The following is a 25,353-nucleotide window of genomic DNA, read 5'->3' as shown; positions in this document are numbered from 1 at the left end:
GCATGACTGGCAGTATTGATCAGGTGTTTGCAGCGCTGGCCGACCCGACACGCCGGGAAATCCTCAGGATGCTGCTGGAGGACGACATGGCCGTCACGGACGTAGCCGAGCCCTTCGAGATGTCGCTTGCCGCGATATCAAAACATCTCGGTGTGCTGACGGCCGCCGGGCTGATCAGTCAGGAAAAAAGAGGGCGGGTAAAGTGGTGCAGGCTGGAGCCGGACGCACTGCGTGACGCGTCCGTCTGGATGCAGGGGTTCGGGCAGTTTGAGCCAGTGAACCTGGAAGCTTTTGAACGGTTTCTCGCCGCCGAACTGCCTGTGGCGTCCGGCGGCGATGAAGCGGCAGGTTAGGCGATACCGGCAAACCGCAGAATAGCCATAACAACCACCACAAGCCCGATCAGGTAAATAATACTGCGCATTTCAAGTCTCCTTCCAGCGTCTCAGAGGGCTAACGTGTTCAGGGGCTTTCCGGTTCCATCGCCGGTTTTTCCTCGTCGCGCAGGAGCAGCACAAGTGCGGAAATGGTCAGCACAACACCGACCCCCACCAACAGGGGCGGCGTACCATTGCCCAGCGCCATTTCCCAGATGATCACCCAGGACGGTGTCAGATAGGTATAGGCCATGACCTTGGCGCTCGGCAGGCGCAGGGTGGCGAACTGCAACAGCACAAAGGTCGCCGCCGAGGCAAAGAGCGCCACATAAATGAGTGTCACCCAGACAATACCCGGCAGCGTGGCCCAGGGCGTGGCGCGCAGATCCTGCCAGCCCCAGAGCGTCAGAACCACGGCCCCGGCCACCAGCATGCCAAAGGTGAACACCACGGCAGGTTCGCCCCGGTTCAGCTTGCGGACCATCGGCGTGTAAAGCGCATGGCTGACGCAGCCGACAAAATAGATCATCTCGCCCCGCCCCACTTCAAAGGCGCGCAGCGCCGCCAGATCCGCCCGGAAAATAACCCAGAGCGCTCCGACCGCCCCAACGCAAAGCGCAAGCGCCATGCGCGTGGTGGTGATCTGGCGCAGCAAAAGCCAGCCAAAACCCGCCGCAACCACCGGGGTCAGGGTAAAGACCGCAGCCGCACTGACCGGTGGCGCCGTTTTGAGCCCCTCAAACATCAGCACAAAATAGACGGCAAAGAGCCCGCCCAGAACCAGGTAGCGCCAGGGGGCCCGAAACGCGCCGCGCGACACGTCCGTCGTCGCCATCATTGCCGCCCCGATGACAAGGCTCGCAATCATGAACCGCACGGCGTTCAGCGCAGCAGGCGAGATTTCATTTGCTGCCAGCGAGCCCAGCGAAAAGGACCCGGCCACCAGCGCGGAAAACGCCAGCATGGCCGCGTGACCCTGCAGCGCCGGCGTCAACGGGTCATACTTTCCAGTCTTTCGACTGCTCTTTGAGAAAGGTCAGAAAGGCCTGCACCTTGGTCGTTCTGTGCAGATCCACATGGGTGACCAGCCACAGCGGGCCCGCCCAGCTGTCATCGCGCGGGTGCACCTCGACCAGATCGTCATCCGCCTGGGCGTCAAAGACAGGCATAAACCCGATGCCCGCTCCGGCGCGGATTGCCGCCTCCATCGCGCGGGTGTCCGTGCTGCGGAATGTCAGGGAGCTGGCCGGTGCCATCTGGCGCAGCCAGCGTTCAAAAGGCGCGCGGCTGTCGTCTTCGTCCTGGGCCACAAAGCGGTGCCGCGCAAAGCTGTCGATCCCCTGCGGCATGCCGTGTGCCTCGATGTATCCCCGGCTGGCATACAGGCCCATTTTCTGCTCGTGAAACGGCTGCACCACGTTGTCGGGCTGATCAGGCACCGTACCCGCACGGATCGCCACATGCGCCTCGCCATACTCCAGCCGGAAAAGGCGCGCGCCCGTCAGATAGCGCACGATGACCTCAGGGTGCGCGCGCTGGAACTCGGTCAGCAGCGGCGCCATGCGCGGCGCAATACTGATGAGCGAAGTGACAACCAGCTCGCCCGAGACGTCATTGCCCCGCCCTTTGATCCGGCCCACCAGCTGGCTGAACTGATCATCGGTGGCCTGGGCCACACGCAGCAGGTCCTGACCTGCCTCCGTCGCGGTATAGCCGCGCGCATGGCGCTGAAAGAGTTTGACGCCGAGCCGTCCCTCCAGCGCATCAATATGCCGGATAACGGTCGCATGGTGCACGCCCAGCACTTCGGCAGCACCGCTGACAGTGCCCATGCGCGCCACCTGGAACGCTGTCCGGATCTCATCCCAGTTGTCCACCTGCACACTCCCGCAACCGCATTTTTCACCTGCGGCCAAGGATTTTCGAAAGATGTGCGGAATTTCAAGGAACTTTTGAAATCAGAGGAGAATACGCGCGAATTCGAACGATCCCATGATCGAAGTTTACAGCATAAGTGCGAATTTGCACAATTAATGTTGATTTGTTGTAATTGTGTGCATCTTTGCGTTGATCCATATAACCAGCACAGACACATTTTTCCTGCAACGAAGGACATGACACATGACACAGACCATACTGCAGATCGATGCCTCCGCCCGCCTTGCCGGGTCCACAACCCGCCAGCTCACAGCCAAAATCGCCGACCGTCTGGGCGGTGAGATTGTCAGACGTGACCTGTCCGAGGCAATCCCCCAGATCACCGAGACCTGGGTCAACGCCAACTTCACACCCGCAGATCAGCGCACCGATGCGCAAAAAGAGGCCCTGTCCCTTTCGGACAGCCTGATCGAAGAGATCCGCAGGGCGGATGTCCTGGTGATCGGCGCGCCGGTTTACAACTTTGGTGTGCCTGCCGCGCTCAAAGCCTGGATTGACCAGATCGCCCGGGCCGGTGTTACCTTTAAATACACAGAAAACGGGCCTGTTGGCCTGCTGGAAGGCAAACGCGCGGTGATCGCGCTGGCCACCGGCGGTACGCCAGTGGGATCAGAGATCGATTTCGCCTCGGGCTATATGCGCCACATCATGGGCTTTATCGGCATCACCGATGTCGAGATCATCGCCGCCGATCGCCAGATGGCGGATGCAACTGCCGCCATAAGCGCCGCAGAAGCAAAGATTGCAGACCTGGCGGCGTAGAGCGCCCGCGCCGGAAGCACAGGCTCACAAATGCAGGAAGGCGGGCACATGCGGGCCCGCCTTCTTTTTGACAACCCGTTGGAGGTCGGGCTGAGAGAGAGATTTCCGAGCGGCCGTTCCCGCCGCCGGGTCGTATCAGTTCAGATGATCAAAGGCCGCGTGCGTGCTTGTCATTTCCAGCGATGTCTGTGTGAAAGCCGCCTGAAATTCTGCTGCCGTCAGACCGACACCAACCGCACAAACCATGATTGCAAGACGTGTAAACATTACGGATCACCTGCTCTTTTACATTCGTTTAAAACTCCCGGTGGTTTTACGACGAATTTGAACAAAGCATGAGACAAATCTCATGGAATGGTTAACCTGTGCGTGTGTTCCCCATCCGGAAACGACCGGCCCGTGTGCCTGTTCTGCGGTCCGGCTTGCAGGTTCACGGCACAGGCTGCACCCGGCACGATCACTGTATAGTGCCCGCTGCGCGCCCCTATGCCCCGGTCTTGCGCCGAAGCTTCAGCGCGCCAAACAAACCCATACCACCCAGTAACAACGGCAAGGCTGCAGGCACAGGCACCTGCGACGGGTCAGGCACGGCGGACAGATCCGTAAACGTGGCAGAGGTGATCCGTGCCGTCAGGTTCTTGTCGACTCCGCCTCCACCAACCAGCCGGAAGCTTGAGGTGGAAAAGTCCAGTTCGTCAAAATCCGGGATTTGCGACAGATCCGTTCCGCTCAGAAGGCCGCTCGAACCCTCCAAACGAATCTGAGCCTGCATGTCCGCAACCCCGGCGAACGTCACTGGAGTTCCTTGTCCTCCGACGTTAATTAGGTCGTCCGTAAATATGGGGTCGCCTGCTGTTCCGTCCGTCAGTTGGACGATATCCAGTGACGTCCCGGCCGCGCCTTCCGAATAGGTTTGCCCGTTAAAGGTCATCGAAAAGGAAGACGTCGGGTTATCAAAATAAGTTGCGATGCTACCGCTGATGACCGATTGGGGCGCGTTCGAATCGTACTCCCAGATCAGAGAGGCCGACTGGCCGGTTGCAAAGCCCGCACCCGTAAAAGCGCTGCCAACGGTTGAAATCGTCGCTTCGGCTTCGATCCGGAAAGTTGCAGCCTCGCTGTCGGTGGCTGCAAAGCATACGCCGCAGGACAGCAGCACGGTCAGACAATATTTCATCAAAAACACTCCAATTGTATCGGGGGACGCGAACAGTTTTTCAAAGACCCGTCAAGCAAATTGCAACTGCGCGGCCAAGAAACTGGCCATCAGGCTGGCATTTGTCTTTTAGAGTGCTTCTGTTCGGCTCTGCACGCGCGATGCGGCACACCGCTTGACTCAACCGGCACAGCGTTCTAAACGCGCGTCACACCCGGAAGGATCATTCTTCCGGTCCTGTATCTCAACAGGATCGCCCCCCGTCAGCGCGTTGCGCCCACGGGGGCGCCTGGCGTTGGATCGCCCCCGCATGGGGGACGGAAGGCGCGGTGCCCCCGGGGTGCCAGGGGTGCCGCCCGGATACGGGTGATTGTGACAATCGCGCGGGATGCTTACGTCAATGGCATTCCGCAACCGACAACGAAAGGGGCCGCGGCCCATGTTTGAAAATCTGTCCGAACGCCTTGGTGGCGTCTTTGACCGTCTCACCAAACAGGGTGCACTGTCCGACGAGGATGTTGCCACCGCCCTGCGTGAGGTCCGCGTGGCCCTGCTCGAGGCGGACGTGTCCCTGCCCGTTGCCCGTGATTTCGTCAAAGCCGTCCAGGAAAAGGCCACCGGTCAGGCCGTCACCAAATCGATCACCCCTGGCCAGCAGGTCGTCAAGATTGTGCATGACACCCTGGTGGACGTGCTCAAAGGGTCCGAAGACCCCGGTGCGCTGAAAATCGACAACCCGCCCGCACCTATTCTGATGGTCGGTCTGCAGGGCTCCGGTAAAACCACAACGACCGCGAAACTCGCCAAACGCCTCAAGGAAAAAGACGGCAAGCGCGTGCTGATGGCCTCGCTCGACGTGAACCGCCCCGCCGCGATGGAACAGCTGGCCATTCTGGGCACCCAGATCGGCGTCGACACCCTGCCCATCGTCAAGGGCGAGGACCCGGTCGCCATCGCAAAACGCGCCAAGACCCAGGCGGGTCTCGGTGGCTATGATGTCTATATGCTCGACACGGCCGGCCGTCTGCACATCGATCAGGAACTGATCGCCCAGGCCGCCGCCGTGCGCGATGTGGCCAACCCGCGCGAAACCCTGCTGGTGGTGGACGGGCTGACCGGCCAGGACGCCGTGAACGTCGCGACCGAGTTTGACGACAAGATCGGCGTCTCCGGCGTTGTTCTGACCCGGATGGACGGCGACGGACGCGGCGGTGCGGCGCTGTCGATGCGCGCTGTCACGGGCAAGCCCATCCGCTTTGTGGGTCTGGGCGAAAAGATGGACGCCATCGAGACCTTTGAGCCGGACCGCATCGCCGGCCGTATCCTCGGCATGGGCGACATTGTGGCCCTGGTGGAAAAGGCGCAGGAAACGCTCGAACTTGAGCAGTCCGAAAAGATGGTCAGGCGCATGATGAAGGGTCACTTCACCATGAATGACCTGCGCGTGCAGCTGGAGCAGATGCAGAAAATGGGCGGCATGCAGGGCATGATGGGCATGATGCCCGGCATGGGCAAAATGGCTAAGCAGGTCGAGGATGCAGGCATCGACGACAGCATCATCAAACGCCAGATCGCGCTCATCCAGTCCATGACCAAAAAGGAACGCGCCAATCCGCAGATCCTCCAGGCCAGCCGCAAAAAGCGCATCGCAAAGGGTGCGGGGATGGAAGTCTCCGAGCTCAACAAGCTTCTCAAGATGCAGCGCCAGATGGGCGACATGATGAAGAAGATGGGCAAAATGGGCAAAGGCGGCATGCTGAAACAGGCCATGAAGGGCATGTTCGGCAAAGGCGGCCCCTCGCCCGAGGATATGGCCGCCGGCATGGACCCCAAAGCGCTGGAAGCCGCCGCAAAGCAGATGGGCGGCAGACTGCCCGGCGGCATGGGCGGTATGGGCGGCGGCATGCCCCTGCCCCCGGGCCTCTCCGGTTTTGGCAAAAAGAAATAAGCGCGATGATCTCCTGCACCGTCAGATATGAAATCGATCCCGCAAAGCTTGCGGATTTCGAGACCTACGCACGCTTCTGGCTGTGGAAGGTGCCGCAGCTTGGTGGCACGCACCACGGCTATCACATGCCCCATGAGGGCCCGAACGACATCGCATACTGCCACTTCTCCTTCCCGTCGCTGGCCGCATACGAGGACTACCGCGCCAGAATGTGGGAAGATGCAGACTGCCTGCGTGCCTATGAATTTGCGACCCGAACGGCCTGTATCCGCCGCTATGACCGCTCCTTTACACGCCCGGTGCTCGATGGCGCCACCCCGGCTGAACTGGGGCTGAGCTGACATGACCGCCTGGCCCGTCCTGACCACAGAACGCCTTGTGCTGCGCGCGCCCGCCCCTGCGGACGCCGGGGCTTTCATGGCGTTCTATCAGACGGACCGCGCCCGCTTTGTGGGCGGGCCGATGACGCCCCGCCAGGCCTGGAACTTCTTCGGCACCGAAATCGGCCACTGGGTCATGCGCGGCTTTGGCATGTTTACCGTGACACGCCAGGGCTCTGACGCACCGCTCGGGATCGTCGGTCACTGGTACCCGCACGGCTGGCCGGAAAAAGAAGTGGGCTGGGTCCTCTTCGATGCCACAAGCCAGGGCCAGGGCATCGCGCAGGAGGCCGCGCGCGCCTGCCTTGATCACGCCTGGACCGTGCTGGGCTGGGACACGGTCGTCAGCTACATCGACAAGGGCAATGATGCCTCCGTGCGCCTTGCTGAACGGCTGGGTGCAGCGCTCGATACCGGTGCCGCCATCCCGAACCCGGAAAAGGACGTGCTGGTCTACCGCCACCCCCGCCCGCAGGTGCTGCAATGACATTTGCCTGCGAAACACCACGCCCGGGTGCGGCGGCGCTCTTTGCCCTCGGCCTGCAGGAAAAACTGCCGACCCTGCGCACCGCGCGGCTGATCCTGCGCGCGCCCCGCGTGACAGATTTCGACACCTTTGCACAGATCGCCTGCAGCGAGCGTGGCAGATACCTAGACGGGCCTATGACGCGCGAGGATGCCTGGACGGATTTCGCGCAGATGACCTCCACCTGGCTGCTGCACGGCCACGGCATCTGGACTATCGGATACCAGGGCAGCATCGCGGGGTTTGTCCTGCTGGGGTTCGAGCCGGGCGATATGGAACCTGAACTGGGCTTCGTGCTGACCGCCGCGGCCGAAGGCCAGGGGCTCGCCACCGAGGCCGCCGCCGCTGCCCGCACCCATGCTTTCGAGACGCTGGGCTGGTCCACCCTGGTCAGCTACATCGACCCGGCAAATACCCGCGCGCAGGCCACTGCCCGTCGCCTTGGCGCGCACCAGGACGACATGCAGGATGACGCCCAGGTCTGGCGCTGCAACAACGGGGGGCATGTCGCATGACCCGCGCGCGAACCGCCCGTCTTCTTCTGGCCGCAAATATCCCCGCCGGAGGCTCCCGCAGGCACAACCAGGCGCCCGGGCCGGAGGTGTCGCTGTGACCGAGACACTGATCCCCGTGCTGGAAACCCGGCGCCTGATCCTGCGCGGCCCCGAACCCCAGGACTATCCGGACTTCAAGGCAACTTTCACCAGCTACCGCGCGCGCTTTATGGGCGGCCCTCTGAACGCTTACGAAGCGTGGATGCTCTACGCGGGCGAGATCGGCCACTGGCAGATCCGCGGCTATGGCATGTGGATGATCCACGACCGGCAAACCGATAAAACCTACGGCATGGCGGGTGGCTGGAAACCGGCGCAATGGCCCGAGGCCGAGATCGCCTGGGTCATCTGGCCCGATATGGCGGGCAAAGGCTATGCGCTCGAGGCAACGCATGCAGTGCGCGGCTATCTCTATGGTCACTGCGGCTGGGACACTGCCGTCAGCTATATCGACCCCAGAAACCTGGACAGTATCCGTCTGGCTGAACGTCTGGGGGCAGTGAAAGACCGTAACGCCGCCACAATCGACGGCAATGACGCGGTTTACAGGCATCCCTCGCCCGCAGCCCTGAACGGCTCGCAACTGGCCCACGGCATTGAAATGGAGATCGGTCACTACGCCGATCCGCTGTTCAGACCGAAAGGATGGGCCCTTGACTGATCCTTACACAACCGTGCGCCGCGCACCGACGCAATACCGACGTGATACCGACGCTGTACCGACGTGGCACAGACGCAGCTTTGGAGGCTACATATGACCGACGCCGTGACCCGCGCCGCCCGGGTGCTGAAAGAGCATCGCAGCAGCATCGACCGGCTCGATGCGATCCTCGTCTATACCCTGGGCGAGCGGTTCAAGCACACGCAGGCTGTGGGGAAACTCAAAGCCGAACACGACCTTCCCCCGTCCGATCCGTCGCGCGAAGCGGCCCAGATCGAGCGGCTCGAAGATTTGGCGAACCAGGCCGATCTGGATCCTGAATTCGCCAGGAAGTTTCTCAACTTCATCATCGCTGAAGTCATTCAGCACCATCGTAAACACCAGAGCTAGCGCACCTTCGGTGCGACAAACATCAAGCGCACCTTCGGTGCGACAAACCCAAGCGCACCTTCGGTGCGACAACCCCAATCCTGAGAGGCTCCGGCCTCATTTAAAAAACACCAAGAGGAAAACACACCATGGCTATGAAAATTCGTCTCGCCCGCGGCGGCTCCAAAAAGCGCCCCTTCTACCGTATCGTTGCAGCGGACAGCCGCATGCCGCGCGACGGCCGCTTTATTGAAAAGCTGGGCACCTATAACCCGCTGCTGCCCAAAGACAGCGAAGAGCGCGTGAAAATGGACGTCGAGCGCGTGCAGCACTGGCTCTCGCAGGGCGCACAGCCCACAGACCGTGTGGCCCGCATGCTCGAAGCCGCCGGCCTGAAAGAGAAGTCCGAACGCAACAACCCCAACAAGGGCACACCCGGCAAGAAAGCCCAGGAGCGCGCAGAAGAGAAAGCCGCCAAAGCCGCCGAAGCTGCTGCCCCCGCCGAAGAAGCCCCTGCAGAAGAAACAGCGGAATAATCCGCACGCGGTCCGTTCCCCGCGGGGACAGACCCCTTTCATGACACCGGCGCTGCCCGCACCCTGCGGGCAGCCCATACCTCCGCCAGGCTGACAGGCAGAATATGTTCAGACCGGTCCGCACCCTGATCATGGTGCTCCTCACCTTTTTTGCGGGTATCATGTACGAACGTGCGCGCCAGTCAGACAGCTGTGAAGCGCGCGGCGGAGCCATGTCCGAAGGCATCTGCATTGGAGTGGACGAATGAGTGATGACAAAATCTGTGTCGGCGCGATCGGGGGCGCTTATGGCGTGCGCGGCGAGCTGCGCATCAAAAGCTTCTGTGCCGTGCCCGAAGATATCGAGACCTACCGCCCCCTGACCTCAGAGGATGGCGCGCGCAGTTTTCATCTGGCGCTGGTGCGCCCCATCAAAAACGGGTTCGCGGCCCGTATCGCAGAGGTCTCCACCAAAGAAGAGGCGGACGCGCTCAAGGGCGAACGGCTTTATGCGCTGCGCGATCAGCTGCCGTCCCTGCCCGATGACGAATATTACCACGCAGACCTCATCGGGCTCGATGTGCTGGACACCGGCGGCACCCTGCTGGGCACTGTCAAACTGGTCCAGGACCACGGCGCGGGGGATCTGCTTGAGGTGCAGCGCCCCGGCTCATCAGAAACGGTGCTGCTGCCCTTTACGCTTGCGGCGGTGCCCACGGTCGATCTGGCCACGGGCCGGATCATCGCAGACCCACCTGACGGGCTCTTTGATGGCTGATGCCCCGCGCAGCCACGGGCGCAAGGCGATCCGCCCGGCCCTGAAGCCCCGCGCCCTGATGGATGCGGGAGAGGAACTGGCAGGCGTCTGGCAGGCCCGCATCGTGACGCTCTTTCCCGATGCCTTTCCCGGGGTGCTGGGTCTTTCCCTGACCGGCAAGGCCCTGCAGGAGGGCAAATGGCAGCTTCACACCCATGACCTGCGCGAATTTGGCATCGGCAGGCACCGCAACGTGGATGACACACCTGCAGGCGGCGGCGCGGGCATGGTGCTGCGCGCAGATGTTGTCGGCCCGGCGCTGCAGGCCGCCCAGGCGCATGCGCGCGGGCGCTGGCCGGTTCTTTACATGTCCCCGCGGGGAAAACCCTTTGACCAGGCTATGGCGCGGGATCTGGCGCGCTGCGACGGTGTCACGATGCTCTGTGGCCGGTTCGAGGGCGTGGATGAGCGCGTGCTGGAGCATTTCGGTGTCACCGAGGTCTCGCTGGGGGATTTCGTGATGACCGGGGGCGAGCTGGCGGCTCAGGCCATGCTGGACGCCACTGTGCGCCTGTTGCCCGGCGTGCTCGGCAACGCGGAAAGCACGGTTGAGGAGAGCCATTCCAGCGGTCTGCTGGAGCATCCGCAATACACCCGGCCCGCCACCTGGGAAGACCGTGACATCCCGCCGGTCCTGATGTCCGGCAACCATGGCGAGATTGAAAAGTGGCGGCGCAACCAGTCCGAGTCGCTGACAAAAGCCAGACGCCCCGATCTTTGGTCAAAACGGCGCAACAATCCCGAAGATTAAGTATGATTGGCGGCCGTTGGACGCAACTGGCCCTGTTTTGGCCATGAATTCCGGAAGATTTGACAAAAACCTGACAGAATCCGCCTCAATACTACTCATGGTTAACAACACGGGGAGAGCGTCCATGCTGAAGCTGCTGAATGTCCTGTCAGGTCAGGACCCCTATGCGTCCGGTCCCAAGGAGCGGTACTCGCGGTTTGAGACAGATCACAAGCGCCAGCGCGTTGTTCGCGCCGTACCGCCCGGCCCGCCAAAACCCGCGCCCGAAGCTGCCAGACAACCGGTTGCTGCCCCGGCACCGGCCCCTGTAACCGATCTGGTGGCACAGCTGCACTGTGAGAGCTCGATCTCGACGTCCGTGCTGCGCAGTGCTCTGCCCAACCGCTTTGCCCAGGCAGGGTAGACAACGCCGCCTGGACCTGAGAAATCAGACCTCCGGCAGGGCTTGATCTGATCTTATTTTAAGCCTAGACAGCGCGGGTTCGGAATCGCTTTTGCGGCTCCGGCCCGTTTTCATATGGAGAACGGCTTTTCAAGGAATGATGTTTGTATCCTCCCGGCGGGCGCGGCAAGCGGACCCGATCACAGACCGGAAGCTCTGAGACGCACACAAACTTCGTGGACCAACCACGAGCAGTATAGGAGACGATCAGATGGATCTGATTGCACAGATTGAAGCGGAACAGATTGCCGCTCTGGGAAAAGAAATTCCCGACTTCCGCGCCGGCGATACCGTCCGCGTCGGTTTCAAAGTGACCGAAGGCACACGGACCCGTGTGCAGAACTACGAAGGCGTCTGCATCGCACGCAACAACGGCCACGGCATCGCCGGTTCGTTCACCGTGCGCAAGATTTCCTTTGGTGAGGGCGTGGAACGTGTGTTCCCCCTGCACTCGACAAACATCGACAGCATTACAGTTGTCCGCCGGGGCCGTGTGCGCCGCGCGAAACTGTACTATCTGCGCAGCCGTCGCGGTAAATCCGCACGGATCACCGAAAACTCCAACTACAAGCCCCGCTCGGGCGCCAGCGCGTAAGGACCGGACCGATGAAAGCAGATACACATCCCGAATATCACATCATCGACGTCAAAATGACCGATGGCACCGTGGTGCAGATGAAATCCACATGGGGCAAAGAAGGCGACCAGCTGTCGCTCGACATCGACCCGTCTGTGCACCCGGCATGGACAGGTGGTTCGTCCCGCCTGATGGACACCGGTGGCCGCGTGTCCAAGTTCAAAAACAAATATGCAGGTCTTGGGTTCTGAACCCTTGCCCGCATCGCATTACCAAAGGCTGTCCCCCCGGGGACGGCCTTTTTCGTTTGTGCACCGCTCTGCCATGGCCAGCGCTGCGCCATCCGGGCAACTGTACCCTCCCCGTGATGTACCAGCGCGCCGCGGTGCTGTAGTCTCGGCGCGACAGAGCACGTTGCAAAAGGAGCCTCTGGCATGATTGCCTATGTCACCGTCGGTGCAGATGATATCGCCCGTGCAAAACGGTTTTATTCGGCCTTTCTGCCTGCCCTGGATTACGGGCTGGAAGAGGGCACCGAAGGCCTGAGCTATGTGCTGCCTGTGGCCCCCGGCCAGCGCCCTGTTCTGCCGGATTTCTACGTCAAGCCGACCTATGACGGGCGCCCGGCATCCGCCGGGAACGGGGCGATGGTCGCGTTTGAGGCACGCAGCCAGCAACAGGTGCGCGACCTGCACGCCGCGGCCCTGGCAGCGGGCGGATCCGACGAGGGACAACCCGGTTTCCGCGCAGATTATGGACCACATTTTTACGTCAGCTATCTGCGCGACCCCCAGGGCAACAAGATCGCGCTGTTTTCCAGCAATCCGAACGAACCCGGGCGGGACGGATAGCAACAGCCATCAATCACACAGACAGTCGCCCGCGCCGCAGATCAGATCCTGACGGCACTCATCCTGTAATACGTCAGCGAAAAAAAGAACCGCCCCTCGCGGGCAAGCGCCACCTGCTCGTCAAACCAGGCTTTGGTTTCCTCTGCGGGCATGTGGCCGTTTTCGGCAGCATAGCGCGACATCAGATGCATCAGCATAAACGCGATCCCATCCGGCCGCATCGTCACATCGCAAAAGGTAAAGGGCCGGATCTCAGGTGCCGCAAAGCCTGCATCCCGCATCAGTCCGGACCAGCGCGCCGCCACACGCGCCTCTGAATAGTGGTGATCCCAGGCTGCCTGGAAACGCTGCATGCGCGCTTCGTTTTCCGAAAACCAGTCCAGAGTGCCGCACCCGGTATCCACCGCAACAAACCGTCCACCAGGGCGCAAAACCCGGTGCACCTCGCGCACGGCGGCTGGGATATCCGGAAGGTATTCCAGCACCTGAACCGCGACGGCCTTGTCGGCCTGGCCGTCTTTCAGCGGCAGCGCATCGGCCAGCCCTTCGCGGATCTGCACCGACGGGTAATCTGAGCAACGTGCCTGCGCCAGTGCCCGCATATCCGCGCTGGGATCAACGCCGGTCACATGCCCCGTTTGCCCGACTGCGCGCGCGATCTCTTCGCTCAGCAGGCCGTTGCCGCACCCGATATCCACTACGGTATCACCCTCGCACAGGTGCAGAGCGTCAAAGGCTTCGCGCCTGCGGCGGGTCACATCGCAGCCCTGATAGGCGATTTCGAGCAGTTTTGTGGTTTCTTCATCGAACTTCAGCATCGTGACTGTTTACCGCAAATCAGCGCAAAGTAATATCCACACCTGCAAAAAAACGGGACATGCCAGGGTCACAGGGCTGCACGCCCCCCGCTTCGCGCGCTGGCGCATAACAGCGCAAAACAGCGCAATGCCCCACCTGCCGCAGCGGAACCTGTGACAGCGAAGCCGCGGCTGCCGTTTTCCCGCAGAACAGAGACGAATTTGGCGCGGCGACCGCTTCCCAAACACAAGAGCCCAACTTATAGTCCGCGCTCACAACAGCCGCACAAAGCGGCGGGGTAAAGGATCGGGCATATGGCGCATATCATCGTCGTCGGAAACGAAAAAGGTGGCGCGGGGAAATCCACCGTCTCCATGCATGTGGCAACGGCTCTTGCCCGGATGGGCCACAAGGTCAGCGCGCTCGACCTGGACCTGCGCCAGCGCACCTTTGGCCGCTACACCGAAAACCGCGAGGCCTTTCTGAAAAAGGCCGGCCTGTCGCTGGCCAGCCCGCAGGTGCGGGAACTGCCGGAAATTGCGCCTGAAACCCTGAAACCCGGCGAGAATATCTATGACCACCGGCTTTCTGCTGCCGTGGCAGAGCTGGAACCGAACAATGACTTTATCCTGATCGACTGCCCCGGGTCCCACACCCGGCTGAGCCAGGTCGCCCACAGCCTGGCGGATACGCTGATCACACCGCTGAACGACAGTTTTGTGGACTTTGACCTGCTGGCGCGTACCGATGCCACGGGCGAGGAAATTCTCGGCCCGTCCGTCTATTCCGAGATGGTCTGGAACGCGCGACAGCTGCGCGCCCAGGCCGGTCTGACGCCGATTGACTGGATCGTGGTGCGCAACCGGATGGGCGCACAGCGGATGGTCAACAAGGAAAAGATGGAGCGCGCGATCCAGAACCTGAGCAAGCGGATCGGGTTCCGCATCGCGCCCGGGTTTTCAGAACGGGTCGTCTTCCGGGAGCTTTTCCCGCGCGGCCTGACCCTGCTGGATCTCAAGGATATTGGCGTCAAACAGCTCAATATCTCTAACGTCGCTGCCCGGCAGGAGCTGCGCGACCTGGTCAAAGCACTCAGACTGCCGGGGGTATCGGCAGATTTCTGACCCTGTGGCGCCGCAGCGCCCGGAGGTTTGAGACAAAGAGCGCGCCGATCACCACCGAGCCGCCCGCCAGCGCCCAGGCGCCCGGGTGTTCGTGCACAATCGCCCAGACCAGTAACGGTGCCAGAACGCTTTCCAGCAGCCCCAGTGCCGAGACCCCGCCTGCCAGCAGCTGCCGCCAGAAGGCGATGGTCAGCGCATCCGCATCGATCAGTCGCACAAAGAGCGCGTCCGGCACCACCAGCAGCACACCGGCGAGCGTAATCAACAGGCCTTTCATCTGATCGGTCATGTGCAAGCGGTGCCCTGAAAGCGGCGTCAGGTAAAGCGACCGCTTTGCATGCCCGCAAGTTTTCGCAGTGCCGTGCGCAGGACTTTGAGTTCCGTTTCACTCAGCTGGTTGCTCAGCGCCTCGTCATAGTCGGCGGCAATCCCACGCAGCTCGTTGAACACTGCCCGTCCCCGCGGGGTCAGGTCCAGATGCTCCACACGGCGGTCGGCCCCGTCCCGGTTGCGCGTGATGTACCGGCGTTCGGCCAGACGGTGCACCGCGCGGCTGATCTTGGTTTTGTGGGTGCCGGCGGCTGCACCGATCCCACCAGCGGTCATTGTCCCGTACAGCCCCAGATGAAACAGCACCCGCCATTCCGTGCGCAGCATGCCATAGCGGTCACGGTAGACCTGCTGAAACTCCAGGCTGCTGCGTTCTGCGGCCTGGGTCAGCAGGTAGGGCAGAAAAGACTGCAGATCAAAGGTGCTTTCCGGACGCATCAGACGGCCCTCGAATATTGTTACAGTTACAACTTTCCGGGACAGATATCCGGTTTCGCGAAAGATGTCTGCACCGCAATCCCCGGCAGGGCTTGTGAAACCGCCGCCACCGCCGGATAACTGTCAGCGACAGGGCGGGCATTCTGCCCCGTACCGCGGACAGGGAAAGCGATAAAATGTCTGAAGCTCTGAGTGATCTGTTGTTCTGGATCGTTGTTTTTGTAGCGTTGTTTTTTCTGTTTCGCTGGCTGCAGGCCAGAAAGAAAAAGGGCTCCGACAAGGATGAGTGACGGGCCGCGTTCTGATGGCGTTTCGCCGGATGACGCGTCTGACACGCGCCGTCAGAACCGTTTCGGACCCTCGCGCGGCGATCTGACCTTCCGGGCGGCCTTTGCTGTTGCGGGGCTGGCAATGACAGGCTTTGCGCTGGTCTGGCGCGGTTTGCCCCAGGGGCCCGGTGGCTGGGAAGCAATTATGATCTCTGTCGTCTTTTTCGGCGGCACACTGATCTGGAGCCTGCGCAGACTGATCCGCCGCGACTACCCGGACACATAACGCCCGCCGTCCGGCCTCAGGGCGCAGCCGCCCAGACCTCAACCTCGACGACAAACTCGGGCCTTGTAAATCCGGACACGATCAGCAGCGTTGACGACGGCAGAACCGGCACATCCGACAACCAGGCATCACGCGCCTGCATGTACCCCGTCATGTGTTCCCGCCCGGTGACAAAGGCCGAAACATGACAGACGTCTGCGGCATCCATGCCCGCCTCTGCCAGAATGGCGGCGATATTGCCAAAACAGATACGGGCCTGCTCCAGCGCGCCGGACGGGACCGCCCCGTCAGTGGCAAGACCAAGCTGCCCGGATGTCCGGACCAGACGGTGACCGGCGGGGATCTCCACACCGTGAGAATACCGCGCAACGGGCGCTGAAATGGTGTTCGGGCTGAGCGCTCTCATCACATGTCCTTTGCCTGCTCTTTGGGGCGACTGTGGCCCGGTTTTCCGCAGATGAAAACCTGCGAGGTGGGGGCTGGCGCGTGGATTTTCATGAACCCTTGCCCATGAGACGCCCCGGCGCAGCAGATTCGTATTCCGGCGGGTCAGCCATGCGTTTTTTGCACAGGTGTGCATTTTCCGATGCAGCTTCCGTAAGGGAAGCCGCCCGGCCACACCAAAAAAGCTGTGCGCCTCAGCCGGACGCAATCTACCGGTCAGCGTCAGATTTTGATCTCTGTCGGCGGTGTGCAGGCAGACAGTGCGCCTGCGATCAAGGTCGCAGAGCGACACCGATGGTAGAAATTGCGTCATTCGCGCTGCAAAAACAGCGGTTGCCCACGCTGAGTATCACGGTGCGACACCCGCTCCGGTGGTATCATGACCGGCCAGCAGGTATAACCGCGCCAGACACTTCGGTCCCGGGCAATTCAGCCTGGGGAAGTTAGGGTTGACGCCAACAGTCTGGTTGTTGAAACTCACCGCGTCCCCCGGGAGGGGCCGATCAAAAGCAGAAAACTGCATCACCAGACCGGAACAATAACCGGCACTCAGCGCGGCCCGGAGCCGCGCATAACAGAGAGGAAGAACATGACCTTTTACACCCGTACCGGCAAGCCGCTGCCGCAGTCCATCGTGGACTCTGCACCGAAGGTCGGTCATGACGCCGTCAACCGCCGCGAATTTCTGGCACTGGCCAGCGCATTCGGCGCAACAGCGGCAACCGCCTATTCCATGATTGGCATGGCCGCACCGGCACAGGCCGCCGGTCATAAAATGGGCGGCACCGTCCGCATCCAGCAGGAAGTCCGCGCCCTCAAGGATCCGCGTACATATGACTGGAGCCAGATTGCCAACTTCAGCCGTGGATGGCTGGAATACCTCGTACACTACGAGAATGACGGTACCTTCACCGGCAAACTGCTGGAGAGCTGGGAAATCAACGACGATGCGACAGTCTATACTCTGAACGTCCGCAAGGGCGTCAAGTGGAACGACGGCAGCGACTTTACCGCCGAAGATGTTGCACGCAACATCACAGGCTGGTGTGACAAGGGCGTGGAGGGTAACTCCATGGCCGGCCGTTTCGCCACCCTGATCGATGCGGAAACAGAAAAGGCAATCGACGGTGCTATCGAGGTTGTGGACAGCCACACCGTGCGCCTGAACCTGCCCGCACCCGACATCTCCCTGATCCCTGGTATGGCGGATTATCCGGCGGCCATCGTGCCTGCGTCCTACACAGCAGACACAGCGCTGAGCAATCCTGTGGGCACCGGCCCGTACCTGCCGGAATCGCTGGAAGTCGGCGTCAAAGGCGTGCTCGTGCGCAACGAGAACCACACATGGTGGAACGAGGGCAACGGCGCCTACATGGACCGTGTGGAATACATCGACTACGGCACGGACCCTTCGGCATTTGTTGCCGCCGCCGAAGCCGAAGAGATCGACATGACCTACTCCATCGAGGGTGACTTCATCGACATCTTCGACACGCTGGACGGCTGGCAGAACAACTCGGTCGTGACGGCGGCGACAATCGTGATCCGTCCCAACCAGCTGGCCGAAGTTGATGGCATGCAGCCCTATGCGGACAAGCGCGTTCGTCAGGCGCTGGCGATGGCTGTGGACAACGCGGTTCTGCTGGAGCTGGGCTATGCCGGTCGCGGTGAAGTGGCCGAAAACCACCACATCGGTCCGATGCACCCGGAATATGCCGCCCTGCCCGAGCGCAAGGTGGACCCCGCAGCCGCCAAGGCCCTGATGGATGAGGCTGGCATGGGCGAATATGAGCACGAACTGCTCTCGATCGACGATGCATGGCGCAAAGACACCACCGATGCGGTTGCCGCGCAGCTGCGTGACGCGGGCATCAAGGTAAAACGGACGATCCTGCCCGGTTCCACCTTCTGGAACGACTGGTCCAAGTACCCGTTCTCCTCGACCAACTGGAACCACCGTCCGCTGGGCGTCCAGGTCTGGGCGCTTGCCTACCGCTCCGGTGAAGCCTGGAACGAGTTCGGCTGGGCCAACGAAGAGTTCGACGCCATTCTGGCCGAAGCTCTGGCAACCCCGGATGTTGAGGCGCGCCGCGCGCTCATGATGAAGGGTCAGGCCATCGTTCAGGACGAAGGTGTCACAATGCAGCCCTACTGGCGTTCGCTCTACAACCACACCCGCGAGGGTCTGGTCGGTGGTGCGCACCATATCTCGTTCGAGATCCGTCCCGAGCAAATCGCCTGGACCTGATCCTGACTTCAGAAAACCCATGGGGCCGCGCAATGCGCGGCCCTTTTTCGTCGCATAACCCGATTGCAAAAGAGAGCACCGAATGGAAACCGCGCTGATCCTGGCCCAGACCGTAGCAACCGGGCTGATTGCGGCTTGGCTGACGCTGGGCCTGCGTGACAACATCCTGCATCCATCCATGAACGAGACCTATACTGCCGAAGTGCTGAGCATGGCCCGGATGAAGGAAGCCTGGCCGGAGGATTACAAAACGGTCTCGTACCGCGCGATCACGGACCGAAGCCTGCAGAAGCTGGCATTCCGGCTGGTTGTCATCGCAGAGGCCATTGCCTGTGCAATCCTGTGGGCCGGTGTCGTACTGCTGATCCTGTCACTGGCCGGGCTTGTTATGAGTGATACCGGGCGCACGGTTGCCCTGCTGGGGGCGACGGCGTTCACCGCCGTCTGGGGCGGCTTTCTCGTCGTCGGAAACCATTTTTATTACTGGTACTGCCACGAGGGCGCACAGAACACGCATTACCAGATGACGCTCTGGGGCATGGGCACGATGATCCTGATCAGTCTGGCATAGTCTTTCCCGCTTCGCGCGCCAGTCCGGTCAGGTACGGCGCAGGCGTCCAGACACCGGCAGGGCCAGAGGCCGCCAGATCCTGCAGCTTTGCGCAGATTACCCCGGCACCGATCTGGTCTGCGGTCTGCAAAAGCCCGCCGCGTTTGACCGGAAAACCAGGCACACTGAGAGACGCCGTGTTCACCTGTTGCGCGATCTGCGGGTCGCGCAGCGGCAGCACATGCGCCAGGACATTGACCAGCCCCGCAACGACCGCACTGATCAGTTCAGGCCCATCCAGCTCTGTCCTGGTGACACCCGCAAACCAGGCTTCCTCCCGCAGCAGATCCTCGACAAGGGGGTCAATCACCAACCCGCCACCGCCCGGATACCGATACCATCCGACACCGGCTGTGCGGCCCTGGCGGCCCTCGGACACCATCCGCTCCAGCACAGGGCTGTCCTGCCACAGCTCCTGGTGCGGGCGGTGTGCGCGGCGCGCAAGCAGACGGATCAGACCCTGGCTGTCCTGTGCCTCGCAGGCTCCTTCTGAGAACCCGAAACCGACCATCGCCTCGTCCAGTTCCCAGGGCGTCGTATGCACAAAGAGAAGGGCATCGGTCACCGCAGCCATTGCATCTGTCAGCGCCGCCCCGACTGCATCGTCGTTCAAAGCCCGCGTGCTCACGGCCGCTGGGAGTTCAGAAACCGGTTGGATGCAAACACGGCCAGCAGATCATTCAGCGATGCAGACACCGTGCGGTTAGAGGTGTTTACCTGCGCATCGGCGCGCTCATAGAGCGGGCTGCGGGCCTCCAGCAGGGCGCGCAGCTGGGACATGGCCGCAGGATTACCTTCCATCGGGCGCAGGTCACCCTGAGCCCGGACACGCTGCATATGCTCAGCCGGCGACGTGCGCAGCCAGACTGTATGAAAGCGCTCCAGCAGCAGCGCATAGGTCTTTTCTTCGGCCACGATCCCTCCCGCAACGGCCAGGATCATTTTGTCGTGCTGTTCCAGTACGCGCAGCACAGCCTCGGACTCCAGACGCCGGTATCCATCCTGCCCGTACAGCGCCAGCACCTCCGACATCGGCATGCCCGTCCATGCCTCGATCTCGCTGGACAGCTCGACAAATGGCAGTGACAGCGCCTCACCTGCCAGACGGCCCAGCGTCGATTTACCAGCACCTCTGAGGCCGACAAGGCAGATGCGGCCACTGCGCAGCGCGCCGGGGTTTTCCGCGGACAACAACCGGCGCACCTGGCTCTGCACCTCTGCCGGTGCAAGACGGTAAAGCGTCATGACTTCCTGCGCCTCGGGGTGCGTTGCCTCTCCGCTGGCGAGCAGGGTTTCCGCCGTAACGCCCAGTGCTTCTGCCACCCGTTGCAACAGAGCGATGGAAATGTTCCCCTCGCCCGCTTCCAGTTGCGCGAGATACCGCGGCGATACACCCGAGGCCTCGGACAGGGCGCGGCGCGGCATGCGCTGGGATTTGCGCAGCTCCCGCACTCTTGAGGCGACGCGTGCCATCAGCCGCAACGCGCTGTCCTGCGATGGCACCTCTTTGGGCGGTGCTGTTGCCTTGCCCGTTCGGGAGCCAGCCGCCCGGGTGCCCGCTTCAGTACGTTTCGACATGATACCTGCCATCGGCACGCATGGTGTCACGCAGAGAAGACCAGTCACGACCGGCTGCAGCGGCGATATCGCTCAGAGCGGCATCAACGCCCTCTTCCATATCTTTGCGTCCACAGATGTAGATACAGGTCCTGTCGCCCTGCAGCAGTCCGCCAATCCGCGCTGCCCCTGCCCGCAGCCTGTCCTGAACATATTGCCCGTCGCCGTCGTCCGGACGGCTGAAAGCAAAGTCTTTGTGCAAAAACTGGTCCGGAACCTTCTGTAGCGGGCCGAAATAGGGCAGCTCCCGCGCATTTCTGGCACCGAACACCAGTGTCAGACTGTCCTGTGCGCCGGGCGTTTCGCGTTGCCGGCGCATCGTAAACCCACGGAACGGGGCCGAACCGGTTCCTGTACAGATCATCAGCAGATGCATGTCCGGATCGCCCGGCATCAGGAAAGTGGAGCCGAACGGCCCGGTCACCTGCACGCTGTCACCCGGTTCCAGATCACACAGGTAGTTTGAGCAGACGCCCTTTTCCTCGCGTTTGACCGTCAGGGAAATATTGCCATATCCGGGCCGTTCACCGTCGCGGGGGCTGGACACGGAATAGAGCCTGGGCAGATGCGGATTGCCCGAGGCATCCGTGCCAGGCGCGATAATGCCAATGCTCTGCCCTTCCAGAACCGGGAAAGGCAGGCCGCCATGATCCAGGATGATATGGCGGACATCCCCGTCGCTGCCCGCATCCGTCAGTCGGTAGTTGCCCTGTATTGTCATCCGGGCAGGTGCACCGATTGTGTACATATTGATCGTCGGTTTCGACGCAGACCGTGGTGCTGCGGCTTTTCCACCAGCGCCCTTGTGCGCCTCGGCCAGAAGCGCCGCGATGGCCTCCTCCTGCGCCTCGCTGCTGTCGTTTCCATCGGGATCGCTGGTTGCGATGTCTTCCTGCTCGGGCAGCTCATCAAATCCGAACTGCTGTTCCAGCGAATAGGGCGTCTGCACAACGCGCCATTCGTCAATCGAACCGGTCGGGCAGACCGGGATACAGTCCATGCAGAAATTGCACTTGTCAGGGTCAACAACCACGTTGTTGTCGTCATGCTCGATCGCACCGATCGGGCAGGTCATCTCGCAGGTATAGCAGCGGATGCAGATTTCGGGATCGATAAGGTGTTGTTTGACGGGCGTGTTCATGGACCGGCAGCGGACCGTCGCAAAATCACATCAGGCAGTGACAAAAGATCGAAAATATCGCGGCACATGCCTTTGCAATCCGCGCAGCCAAGGCAGCGTTTTGCGGGTGTGGCGCCTGTTCCGGGTGTCCGTGTCTGCATGGGTCCGTTTCCTCCTGTTGTGTGGGGTCACTGTCGTGACGCGGTCCATTAATCCCGGACCGCGCCGGCGATGCGTTGATCTGGATCAAGCCATATGGAGCTTAACGTACTCAAAATCTCCGGGTTTATTGTCGATCCCGACCTTGGGCGGCGCGATCCAGGACGCGTATTTTCCAGGCTCAAAACAGGGCTGCATCAGAGACTGGATAAAATCTCCGTCGGCTTTAGTGGGCAGCCATTCATGCCGGCGCTTTTCCCATTCTTCCGCTGAAACGATCTGGCCGTCCGGATCCACCGCAACCGACGAAAAGACCCCGATCTGACGGTGGAACCCCTCATGCGGAAGCTTCAGCTCGAATTCGATACCGGATTTGCTGATCGCTTTGTTCCAGCGTCCGACACCGCCTGCTGCATCGCGCACATAGTCGTCGCGCAGGCGCATGTTGATCGCCGTCAGCGCTGGCACCTCTTCGGTCAGGATGGCCCCGTCAACGATTGACGTCACCGGATAGGTGTCGTTCTGCAGACGGTGATCATCATCGATCCGCAGCTCCATGTACCGGCCCTTGATGCCCGCGTTAAAGGCATTGGCCGCGTTGGTCGACACTTCCTGGCCGAACAGATCCAGGCTGAGCGTATAGTGCAGGTTCAGTTTTTTCTGGATCGTCGGCAGATCAATCACACCCAGATCGCGGATTTTGTTGATGTCGAACGGATCGGTGATACCATTGGCAGTCATGGCTTCCAGCGTCGCCTGAATTGTCCGCCCGACACCGGTTTCACCAACAAACATATGGTGTGCCTCTTCGGTCAGCATGAAACGGCAGGTCCGGCTGAGCGGATCAAACCCGGACTGTGCCAGGCTTTCCAGCTGCATCTTTCCGTCCCGGTCAGTGAAATAAGTGAACATGAAAAACGACAGCCAGTCAGGCGTTTCTTCGTTGAACGCCCCCAGCATCCGCGGTGCCTCCTCAGAACCGGACGAGCGCACCAGCATGTCGTCGGCTTCTTCGCGACCGTCCCGGCCAAAGTATTTCTGCAGCAGGTAAACCATGGCCCAGAGGTGTCTGCCCTCCTCCACGTTCACCTGAAAAAGATTGCGCATGTCATAAAGCGACGGTGCGGTCAGTCCAAGAAACCGCTGCTGTTCGACCGAGCCGGGTTCTGTATCGCCCTGAATGACGATGAGGCGCTTGAGCATGTTGCGGTATTCGCCGGGCACTTCCTGCCAGGCTGGCTCGCCATGATGTTCACCCATCGGAATTTTGCGATCCTCGACCGCCGGAGCAAGCAATACGCCCCAGCGGTATTCGGGCATTTTCACATAGTCGAACTTCGCCCAGCCTTTTGGGTCAACCGAGACAGCCGTGCGAAGATAGACCATGCTTTCCTGGAAATTCTGCGGGATCAGGTCATTCCACCAGCTGATGTACCCGGGGTGCCATTTTTCCAGTGCTTTGAGCACCTTACGATCAGAACTCAGCCCAACGTTATTGGGTATCTGACTGTCATAGCTTACGTTTATCAGGTCGGTCATTCCGGTCTCCCCTCAATTCGGCGGCGCGATCAAATCGCTGTTTTCGGTGCGGTGTGTCAGACCCGCTGCATGTTGTACTGGCCCCGCAAACCGGAGCCATATCGCTGGAGTGCGCCTTCGGGGCCCACCGCATTCGGGCGCTGGAAAATCCAGTTCTGCCAGGCGGTCAGCCGTCCGAATATCTTTGTTTCCATGGTTTCCGGGCCCGCGAAACGCAGGTTGGCCTCCATGCCTGTCATGGCATCGGGCGAGAAACTCGCCCGTTCCTCACGGAAAAGACGCACCTCATCTTCCCAGTCGATGTCATCAAAGGCCCAGGTCACCAGGCCCAGATCTTCTGCGTCCTCCCCCTCCAGGGCTTCTCCGATACGCTGGCGCAGCACATCAATCTGTTCCGGCACGCCCAGAAAACGTGTTTCCAGTCGGCTCAGCCCATTCCCCATCGGGAAACTGCCGAAATTTGCAGCGGTCAGCGTCACGCTTGCCAGGGGCCGGTCATCGTCGTCGAAAGCATCCAGCATCATGTAACTGCGGTCCGCCGCCCAGAGCAGCTCGGCCAGCACACCGGTATAACACGAGCCATGCTCGACAATCGCTGCCAGGCTGCGCGACGTCATATCGACGCGTTTCAGCACCCGCTTCCAATAGTGCATGACCTCACGGGCCAGCCAATGATCGCCCGCATCCCGAAAAACCGCTTCGTGGGCTGCGACAGCCAGCGGATCACCGGCGGTCTGGAATTCGATCAGGCCAATCTCATCTTCGTTTGACCGCAGGTGCAGGATCGCGTCGTCCAGTTCACGCGCGCAGCGCAGCATCCACGTGCGGTCACCCTGCGCATGCGCATCTGACATGTCCGCAGGTGCAGCCTCCTGTGGGCCCAGAATTGTCACCACCGCCCGGCGCGCAGGCCGGTCGACAGCAACGCGCACTGTGGAATAGGTCACGCCATCGTCGGCAAAACTGCGATCCAGCGGGTTCAGCGTAATGCCCCGGGTGGGGGTATCTGTGCCAGAGGCATCTGCCAGGGCCTGCGCCCGCTCGGCGACGCGCTGGTCAAAGCTGGCATTGGGGAAAACCTCATCCACCAACCCCCATTCCAAAGCGCGGCGCCCCCGCACGCCTTCCTCCAGGGAGCAGAACACATCCGCTCTGTCCCGCCGGACACGCCGCTTGTCCGTGACACGGGTCAGCCCGCCGGTCCCCGGCAGAACGGCCAGCAACGGTACCTCTGGCAACGCGACAGCAGAGGTGCTGTCATCGGTCAGCATGATGTGATTGCAGGCCAGCGCCAGTTCATATCCACCGCCCGCGCAGGAACCCTGTATCGCGCAGATGTAATTCTGATCACTGTCCTCCAGTGCGGCCTCGAACGTGTTGCGCGTCTCGTTAGTAAACTTGCAGAAATTCACTTTGTGCGCATGGGACGCCCCGCCCAGCATGCGAATGTTTGCACCGGCACAGAACACCCTGTCCCTGGCCGAGCGCATAACGACAACGCGTACTTCGTGATGTTCAAACCGCATGCGCTGCACCACGTCGGCCAGTTCAATGTCCACGCCCAGATCATAGGAGTTCAGCTTCAGCGCATAGCCATCGAAAAGCCCGGCGGTTTCGTCGACATCCATCCAGAGAGTTGCGACCGCGCCATCATAGTCGACACGCCAGTGGCGCATTGCATCCGGGTCCACCTGGAAATCGATAAGGTCTGCCAAACGGCCTCTCCCGTACACCTGAGCTATCCTGC

General features: G+C 61.4%; 33 protein-coding genes. 20 read left to right on the top strand and 13 right to left on the bottom strand.

Annotated features, from left to right (window positions below; all coding sequences use genetic code 11):
- Nucleotides 1-2: 2 nt before the first annotated feature.
- Nucleotides 3-353 carry a metalloregulator ArsR/SmtB family transcription factor gene (locus Q1A34_RS10655; RefSeq protein WP_300033596.1) on the top strand — a complete coding sequence of 117 codons (351 nt, stop codon included), beginning with the start codon at nucleotides 3-5 and terminating at the stop codon, nucleotides 351-353.
- A 109-nt stretch (nucleotides 354-462) separates the two neighbouring features.
- On the opposite strand, the gene Q1A34_RS10650 is transcribed toward Q1A34_RS10655, so the two are convergent.
- Entirely contained in the window at nucleotides 463-1,371 is a 909-nt protein-coding gene (locus Q1A34_RS10650) for a DMT family transporter (RefSeq protein WP_300033594.1), read from the bottom strand.
- A 4-nt stretch (nucleotides 1,372-1,375) separates the two neighbouring features.
- Nucleotides 1,376-2,254, bottom strand: a complete 879-nt coding sequence (locus Q1A34_RS10645; RefSeq protein WP_300033592.1) for a LysR family transcriptional regulator — start codon at nucleotides 2,252-2,254, stop codon at nucleotides 1,376-1,378.
- A 244-nt stretch (nucleotides 2,255-2,498) separates the two neighbouring features.
- On the opposite strand from Q1A34_RS10645, the gene Q1A34_RS10640 reads away from it, so the two are divergent.
- Nucleotides 2,499-3,077, top strand: coding sequence for an NAD(P)H-dependent oxidoreductase (locus Q1A34_RS10640; RefSeq protein WP_300033590.1), 579 nt, complete (start codon nucleotides 2,499-2,501; stop codon nucleotides 3,075-3,077).
- 135 nt (nucleotides 3,078-3,212) lie between these two features.
- Here the strand turns inward: Q1A34_RS10640 and Q1A34_RS10635 are convergent, their stop codons facing one another.
- Nucleotides 3,213-3,344, bottom strand: coding sequence for a hypothetical protein (locus tag Q1A34_RS10635; RefSeq protein ID WP_300033588.1), 132 nt, complete (start codon nucleotides 3,342-3,344; stop codon nucleotides 3,213-3,215).
- Nucleotides 3,345-3,561: 217 nt separating this feature from the next.
- On the bottom strand, nucleotides 3,562-4,254 hold the full coding sequence (locus tag Q1A34_RS10630) for a PEP-CTERM sorting domain-containing protein (protein WP_366942830.1): 693 nt from the start codon (nucleotides 4,252-4,254) through the stop codon (nucleotides 3,562-3,564).
- Between the two features lie 418 nt (nucleotides 4,255-4,672).
- Here Q1A34_RS10630 and ffh point away from each other — a divergent pair, with 418 nt between their 5' ends.
- The 14 genes from ffh (at nucleotide 4,673) to Q1A34_RS10560 (ending at nucleotide 12,624) form a co-directional block, all read left to right on the top strand.
- Nucleotides 4,673-6,181 (top strand): signal recognition particle protein, encoded by a 1,509-nt coding sequence (gene ffh / locus Q1A34_RS10625; RefSeq protein ID WP_300033584.1) that lies wholly within the window; start codon nucleotides 4,673-4,675, stop codon nucleotides 6,179-6,181.
- 5 nt (nucleotides 6,182-6,186) lie between these two features.
- Nucleotides 6,187-6,522, top strand: a complete 336-nt coding sequence (locus Q1A34_RS10620; RefSeq protein WP_300033582.1) for an NIPSNAP family protein — start codon at nucleotides 6,187-6,189, stop codon at nucleotides 6,520-6,522.
- A gap of 1 nt (nucleotide 6,523) precedes the next feature.
- Nucleotides 6,524-7,048, top strand: coding sequence for a GNAT family N-acetyltransferase (locus Q1A34_RS10615; RefSeq protein ID WP_300033580.1), 525 nt, complete (start codon nucleotides 6,524-6,526; stop codon nucleotides 7,046-7,048).
- Nucleotides 7,045-7,602, top strand: coding sequence for a GNAT family N-acetyltransferase (locus tag Q1A34_RS10610; protein WP_300033578.1), 558 nt, complete (start codon nucleotides 7,045-7,047; stop codon nucleotides 7,600-7,602). Before Q1A34_RS10615 ends, Q1A34_RS10610 begins: the two co-directional genes overlap by 4 nt.
- A gap of 94 nt (nucleotides 7,603-7,696) precedes the next feature.
- Nucleotides 7,697-8,302 carry a GNAT family N-acetyltransferase gene (locus Q1A34_RS10605; RefSeq protein ID WP_300033576.1) on the top strand — a complete coding sequence of 202 codons (606 nt, stop codon included), beginning with the start codon at nucleotides 7,697-7,699 and terminating at the stop codon, nucleotides 8,300-8,302.
- 93 nt (nucleotides 8,303-8,395) lie between these two features.
- Entirely contained in the window at nucleotides 8,396-8,692 is a 297-nt protein-coding gene (locus Q1A34_RS10600; protein WP_300033574.1) for a chorismate mutase, read from the top strand.
- 128 nt (nucleotides 8,693-8,820) lie between these two features.
- On the top strand, nucleotides 8,821-9,207 hold the full coding sequence (rpsP, locus tag Q1A34_RS10595) for a 30S ribosomal protein S16 (RefSeq protein ID WP_300033573.1): 387 nt from the start codon (nucleotides 8,821-8,823) through the stop codon (nucleotides 9,205-9,207).
- A gap of 104 nt (nucleotides 9,208-9,311) precedes the next feature.
- Entirely contained in the window at nucleotides 9,312-9,455 is a 144-nt protein-coding gene (locus Q1A34_RS10590; protein WP_300033571.1) for a hypothetical protein, read from the top strand.
- The gene (gene rimM / locus Q1A34_RS10585; protein ID WP_300033569.1) at nucleotides 9,452-9,964 is read left to right on the top strand and encodes a ribosome maturation factor RimM; all 513 of its coding nucleotides are present in this window, start codon (nucleotides 9,452-9,454) and stop codon (nucleotides 9,962-9,964) included. Before Q1A34_RS10590 ends, rimM begins: the two co-directional genes overlap by 4 nt.
- The gene (gene trmD / locus Q1A34_RS10580; protein WP_300033567.1) at nucleotides 9,957-10,754 is read left to right on the top strand and encodes a tRNA (guanosine(37)-N1)-methyltransferase TrmD; all 798 of its coding nucleotides are present in this window, start codon (nucleotides 9,957-9,959) and stop codon (nucleotides 10,752-10,754) included. The genes rimM and trmD overlap by 8 nt, the downstream gene beginning before the upstream one ends.
- A gap of 124 nt (nucleotides 10,755-10,878) precedes the next feature.
- The gene (locus Q1A34_RS10575) at nucleotides 10,879-11,157 is read left to right on the top strand and encodes a hypothetical protein (protein WP_300033566.1); all 279 of its coding nucleotides are present in this window, start codon (nucleotides 10,879-10,881) and stop codon (nucleotides 11,155-11,157) included.
- A 250-nt stretch (nucleotides 11,158-11,407) separates the two neighbouring features.
- Nucleotides 11,408-11,791 (top strand): 50S ribosomal protein L19, encoded by a 384-nt coding sequence (gene rplS, locus Q1A34_RS10570; RefSeq protein ID WP_300033565.1) that lies wholly within the window; start codon nucleotides 11,408-11,410, stop codon nucleotides 11,789-11,791.
- Nucleotides 11,792-11,802: 11 nt separating this feature from the next.
- Nucleotides 11,803-12,024, top strand: coding sequence for a 50S ribosomal protein L31 (gene rpmE / locus Q1A34_RS10565; protein ID WP_159977188.1), 222 nt, complete (start codon nucleotides 11,803-11,805; stop codon nucleotides 12,022-12,024).
- A gap of 183 nt (nucleotides 12,025-12,207) precedes the next feature.
- Nucleotides 12,208-12,624 (top strand): VOC family protein, encoded by a 417-nt coding sequence (locus Q1A34_RS10560; RefSeq protein WP_300033564.1) that lies wholly within the window; start codon nucleotides 12,208-12,210, stop codon nucleotides 12,622-12,624.
- A 41-nt stretch (nucleotides 12,625-12,665) separates the two neighbouring features.
- On the opposite strand, the gene Q1A34_RS10555 is transcribed toward Q1A34_RS10560, so the two are convergent.
- Nucleotides 12,666-13,442: a methyltransferase domain-containing protein gene (locus tag Q1A34_RS10555; protein ID WP_300033563.1), complete on the bottom strand. Its 777-nt coding sequence runs from the start codon at nucleotides 13,440-13,442 to the stop codon at nucleotides 12,666-12,668.
- A 294-nt stretch (nucleotides 13,443-13,736) separates the two neighbouring features.
- Here Q1A34_RS10555 and Q1A34_RS10550 point away from each other — a divergent pair, with 294 nt between their 5' ends.
- A complete protein-coding gene (locus Q1A34_RS10550; RefSeq protein ID WP_300033562.1) occupies nucleotides 13,737-14,546 on the top strand; it encodes a division plane positioning ATPase MipZ in 810 nt (269 codons plus the stop codon).
- Here the strand turns inward: Q1A34_RS10550 and Q1A34_RS10545 are convergent.
- Nucleotides 14,515-14,835, bottom strand: a complete 321-nt coding sequence (locus tag Q1A34_RS10545) for a hypothetical protein (RefSeq protein ID WP_300033561.1) — start codon at nucleotides 14,833-14,835, stop codon at nucleotides 14,515-14,517. The genes Q1A34_RS10550 and Q1A34_RS10545 overlap by 32 nt on opposite strands.
- A 26-nt stretch (nucleotides 14,836-14,861) precedes the next feature.
- Nucleotides 14,862-15,314, bottom strand: a complete 453-nt coding sequence (locus Q1A34_RS10540; protein WP_300033560.1) for a MarR family winged helix-turn-helix transcriptional regulator — start codon at nucleotides 15,312-15,314, stop codon at nucleotides 14,862-14,864.
- Nucleotides 15,315-15,596: 282 nt separating this feature from the next.
- Between Q1A34_RS10540 and Q1A34_RS10535 the strand changes: the two genes are divergently transcribed.
- On the top strand, nucleotides 15,597-15,869 hold the full coding sequence (locus Q1A34_RS10535) for a hypothetical protein (protein ID WP_300033559.1): 273 nt from the start codon (nucleotides 15,597-15,599) through the stop codon (nucleotides 15,867-15,869).
- A gap of 16 nt (nucleotides 15,870-15,885) precedes the next feature.
- Here the strand turns inward: Q1A34_RS10535 and Q1A34_RS10530 are convergent, their stop codons facing one another.
- Nucleotides 15,886-16,275 (bottom strand): RidA family protein, encoded by a 390-nt coding sequence (locus Q1A34_RS10530; RefSeq protein WP_300033558.1) that lies wholly within the window; start codon nucleotides 16,273-16,275, stop codon nucleotides 15,886-15,888.
- Between the two features lie 627 nt (nucleotides 16,276-16,902).
- On the opposite strand from Q1A34_RS10530, the gene Q1A34_RS10525 reads away from it, so the two are divergent.
- A complete protein-coding gene (locus Q1A34_RS10525; protein ID WP_300033557.1) occupies nucleotides 16,903-18,561 on the top strand; it encodes an ABC transporter substrate-binding protein in 1,659 nt (552 codons plus the stop codon).
- An 82-nt stretch (nucleotides 18,562-18,643) separates the two neighbouring features.
- Nucleotides 18,644-19,132, top strand: coding sequence for a DUF2165 domain-containing protein (locus Q1A34_RS10520; RefSeq protein WP_300033556.1), 489 nt, complete (start codon nucleotides 18,644-18,646; stop codon nucleotides 19,130-19,132).
- Here Q1A34_RS10520 and Q1A34_RS10515 read toward each other — a convergent pair.
- The 5 genes from Q1A34_RS10515 to boxC all read right to left on the bottom strand — a co-directional run bounded on the left by Q1A34_RS10515 (nucleotide 19,119) and on the right by boxC (nucleotide 25,321).
- Nucleotides 19,119-19,799, bottom strand: coding sequence for a 3-hydroxyacyl-CoA dehydrogenase family protein (locus Q1A34_RS10515; protein WP_300033555.1), 681 nt, complete (start codon nucleotides 19,797-19,799; stop codon nucleotides 19,119-19,121). The two genes, Q1A34_RS10520 and Q1A34_RS10515, sit on opposite strands and share 14 nt — an antisense overlap.
- Nucleotides 19,796-20,749, bottom strand: a complete 954-nt coding sequence (locus Q1A34_RS10510) for a helix-turn-helix transcriptional regulator (RefSeq protein ID WP_300033554.1) — start codon at nucleotides 20,747-20,749, stop codon at nucleotides 19,796-19,798. Before Q1A34_RS10510 ends, Q1A34_RS10515 begins: the two co-directional genes overlap by 4 nt.
- Nucleotides 20,733-21,929, bottom strand: a complete 1,197-nt coding sequence (gene boxA / locus Q1A34_RS10505) for a benzoyl-CoA 2,3-epoxidase subunit BoxA (protein WP_300033553.1) — start codon at nucleotides 21,927-21,929, stop codon at nucleotides 20,733-20,735. Before boxA ends, Q1A34_RS10510 begins: the two co-directional genes overlap by 17 nt.
- Before the next feature lie 225 nt (nucleotides 21,930-22,154).
- Nucleotides 22,155-23,606 (bottom strand): benzoyl-CoA 2,3-epoxidase subunit BoxB, encoded by a 1,452-nt coding sequence (gene boxB, locus Q1A34_RS10500; RefSeq protein WP_300033552.1) that lies wholly within the window; start codon nucleotides 23,604-23,606, stop codon nucleotides 22,155-22,157.
- Between the two features lie 56 nt (nucleotides 23,607-23,662).
- Nucleotides 23,663-25,321 carry a 2,3-epoxybenzoyl-CoA dihydrolase gene (boxC, locus tag Q1A34_RS10495; protein WP_300033551.1) on the bottom strand — a complete coding sequence of 553 codons (1,659 nt, stop codon included), beginning with the start codon at nucleotides 25,319-25,321 and terminating at the stop codon, nucleotides 23,663-23,665.
- Between the last annotated feature and the right edge of the window lie 32 nt (nucleotides 25,322-25,353).

It is taken from the genome of uncultured Roseobacter sp., assembly GCF_947491795.1.
In the GTDB taxonomy this organism is placed as follows: Bacteria; Pseudomonadota; Alphaproteobacteria; order Rhodobacterales; family Rhodobacteraceae; genus Roseobacter.
Note: the sequence above shows the minus strand (reverse complement) of the source record. Positions and strands in the feature narration are given on the sequence as shown.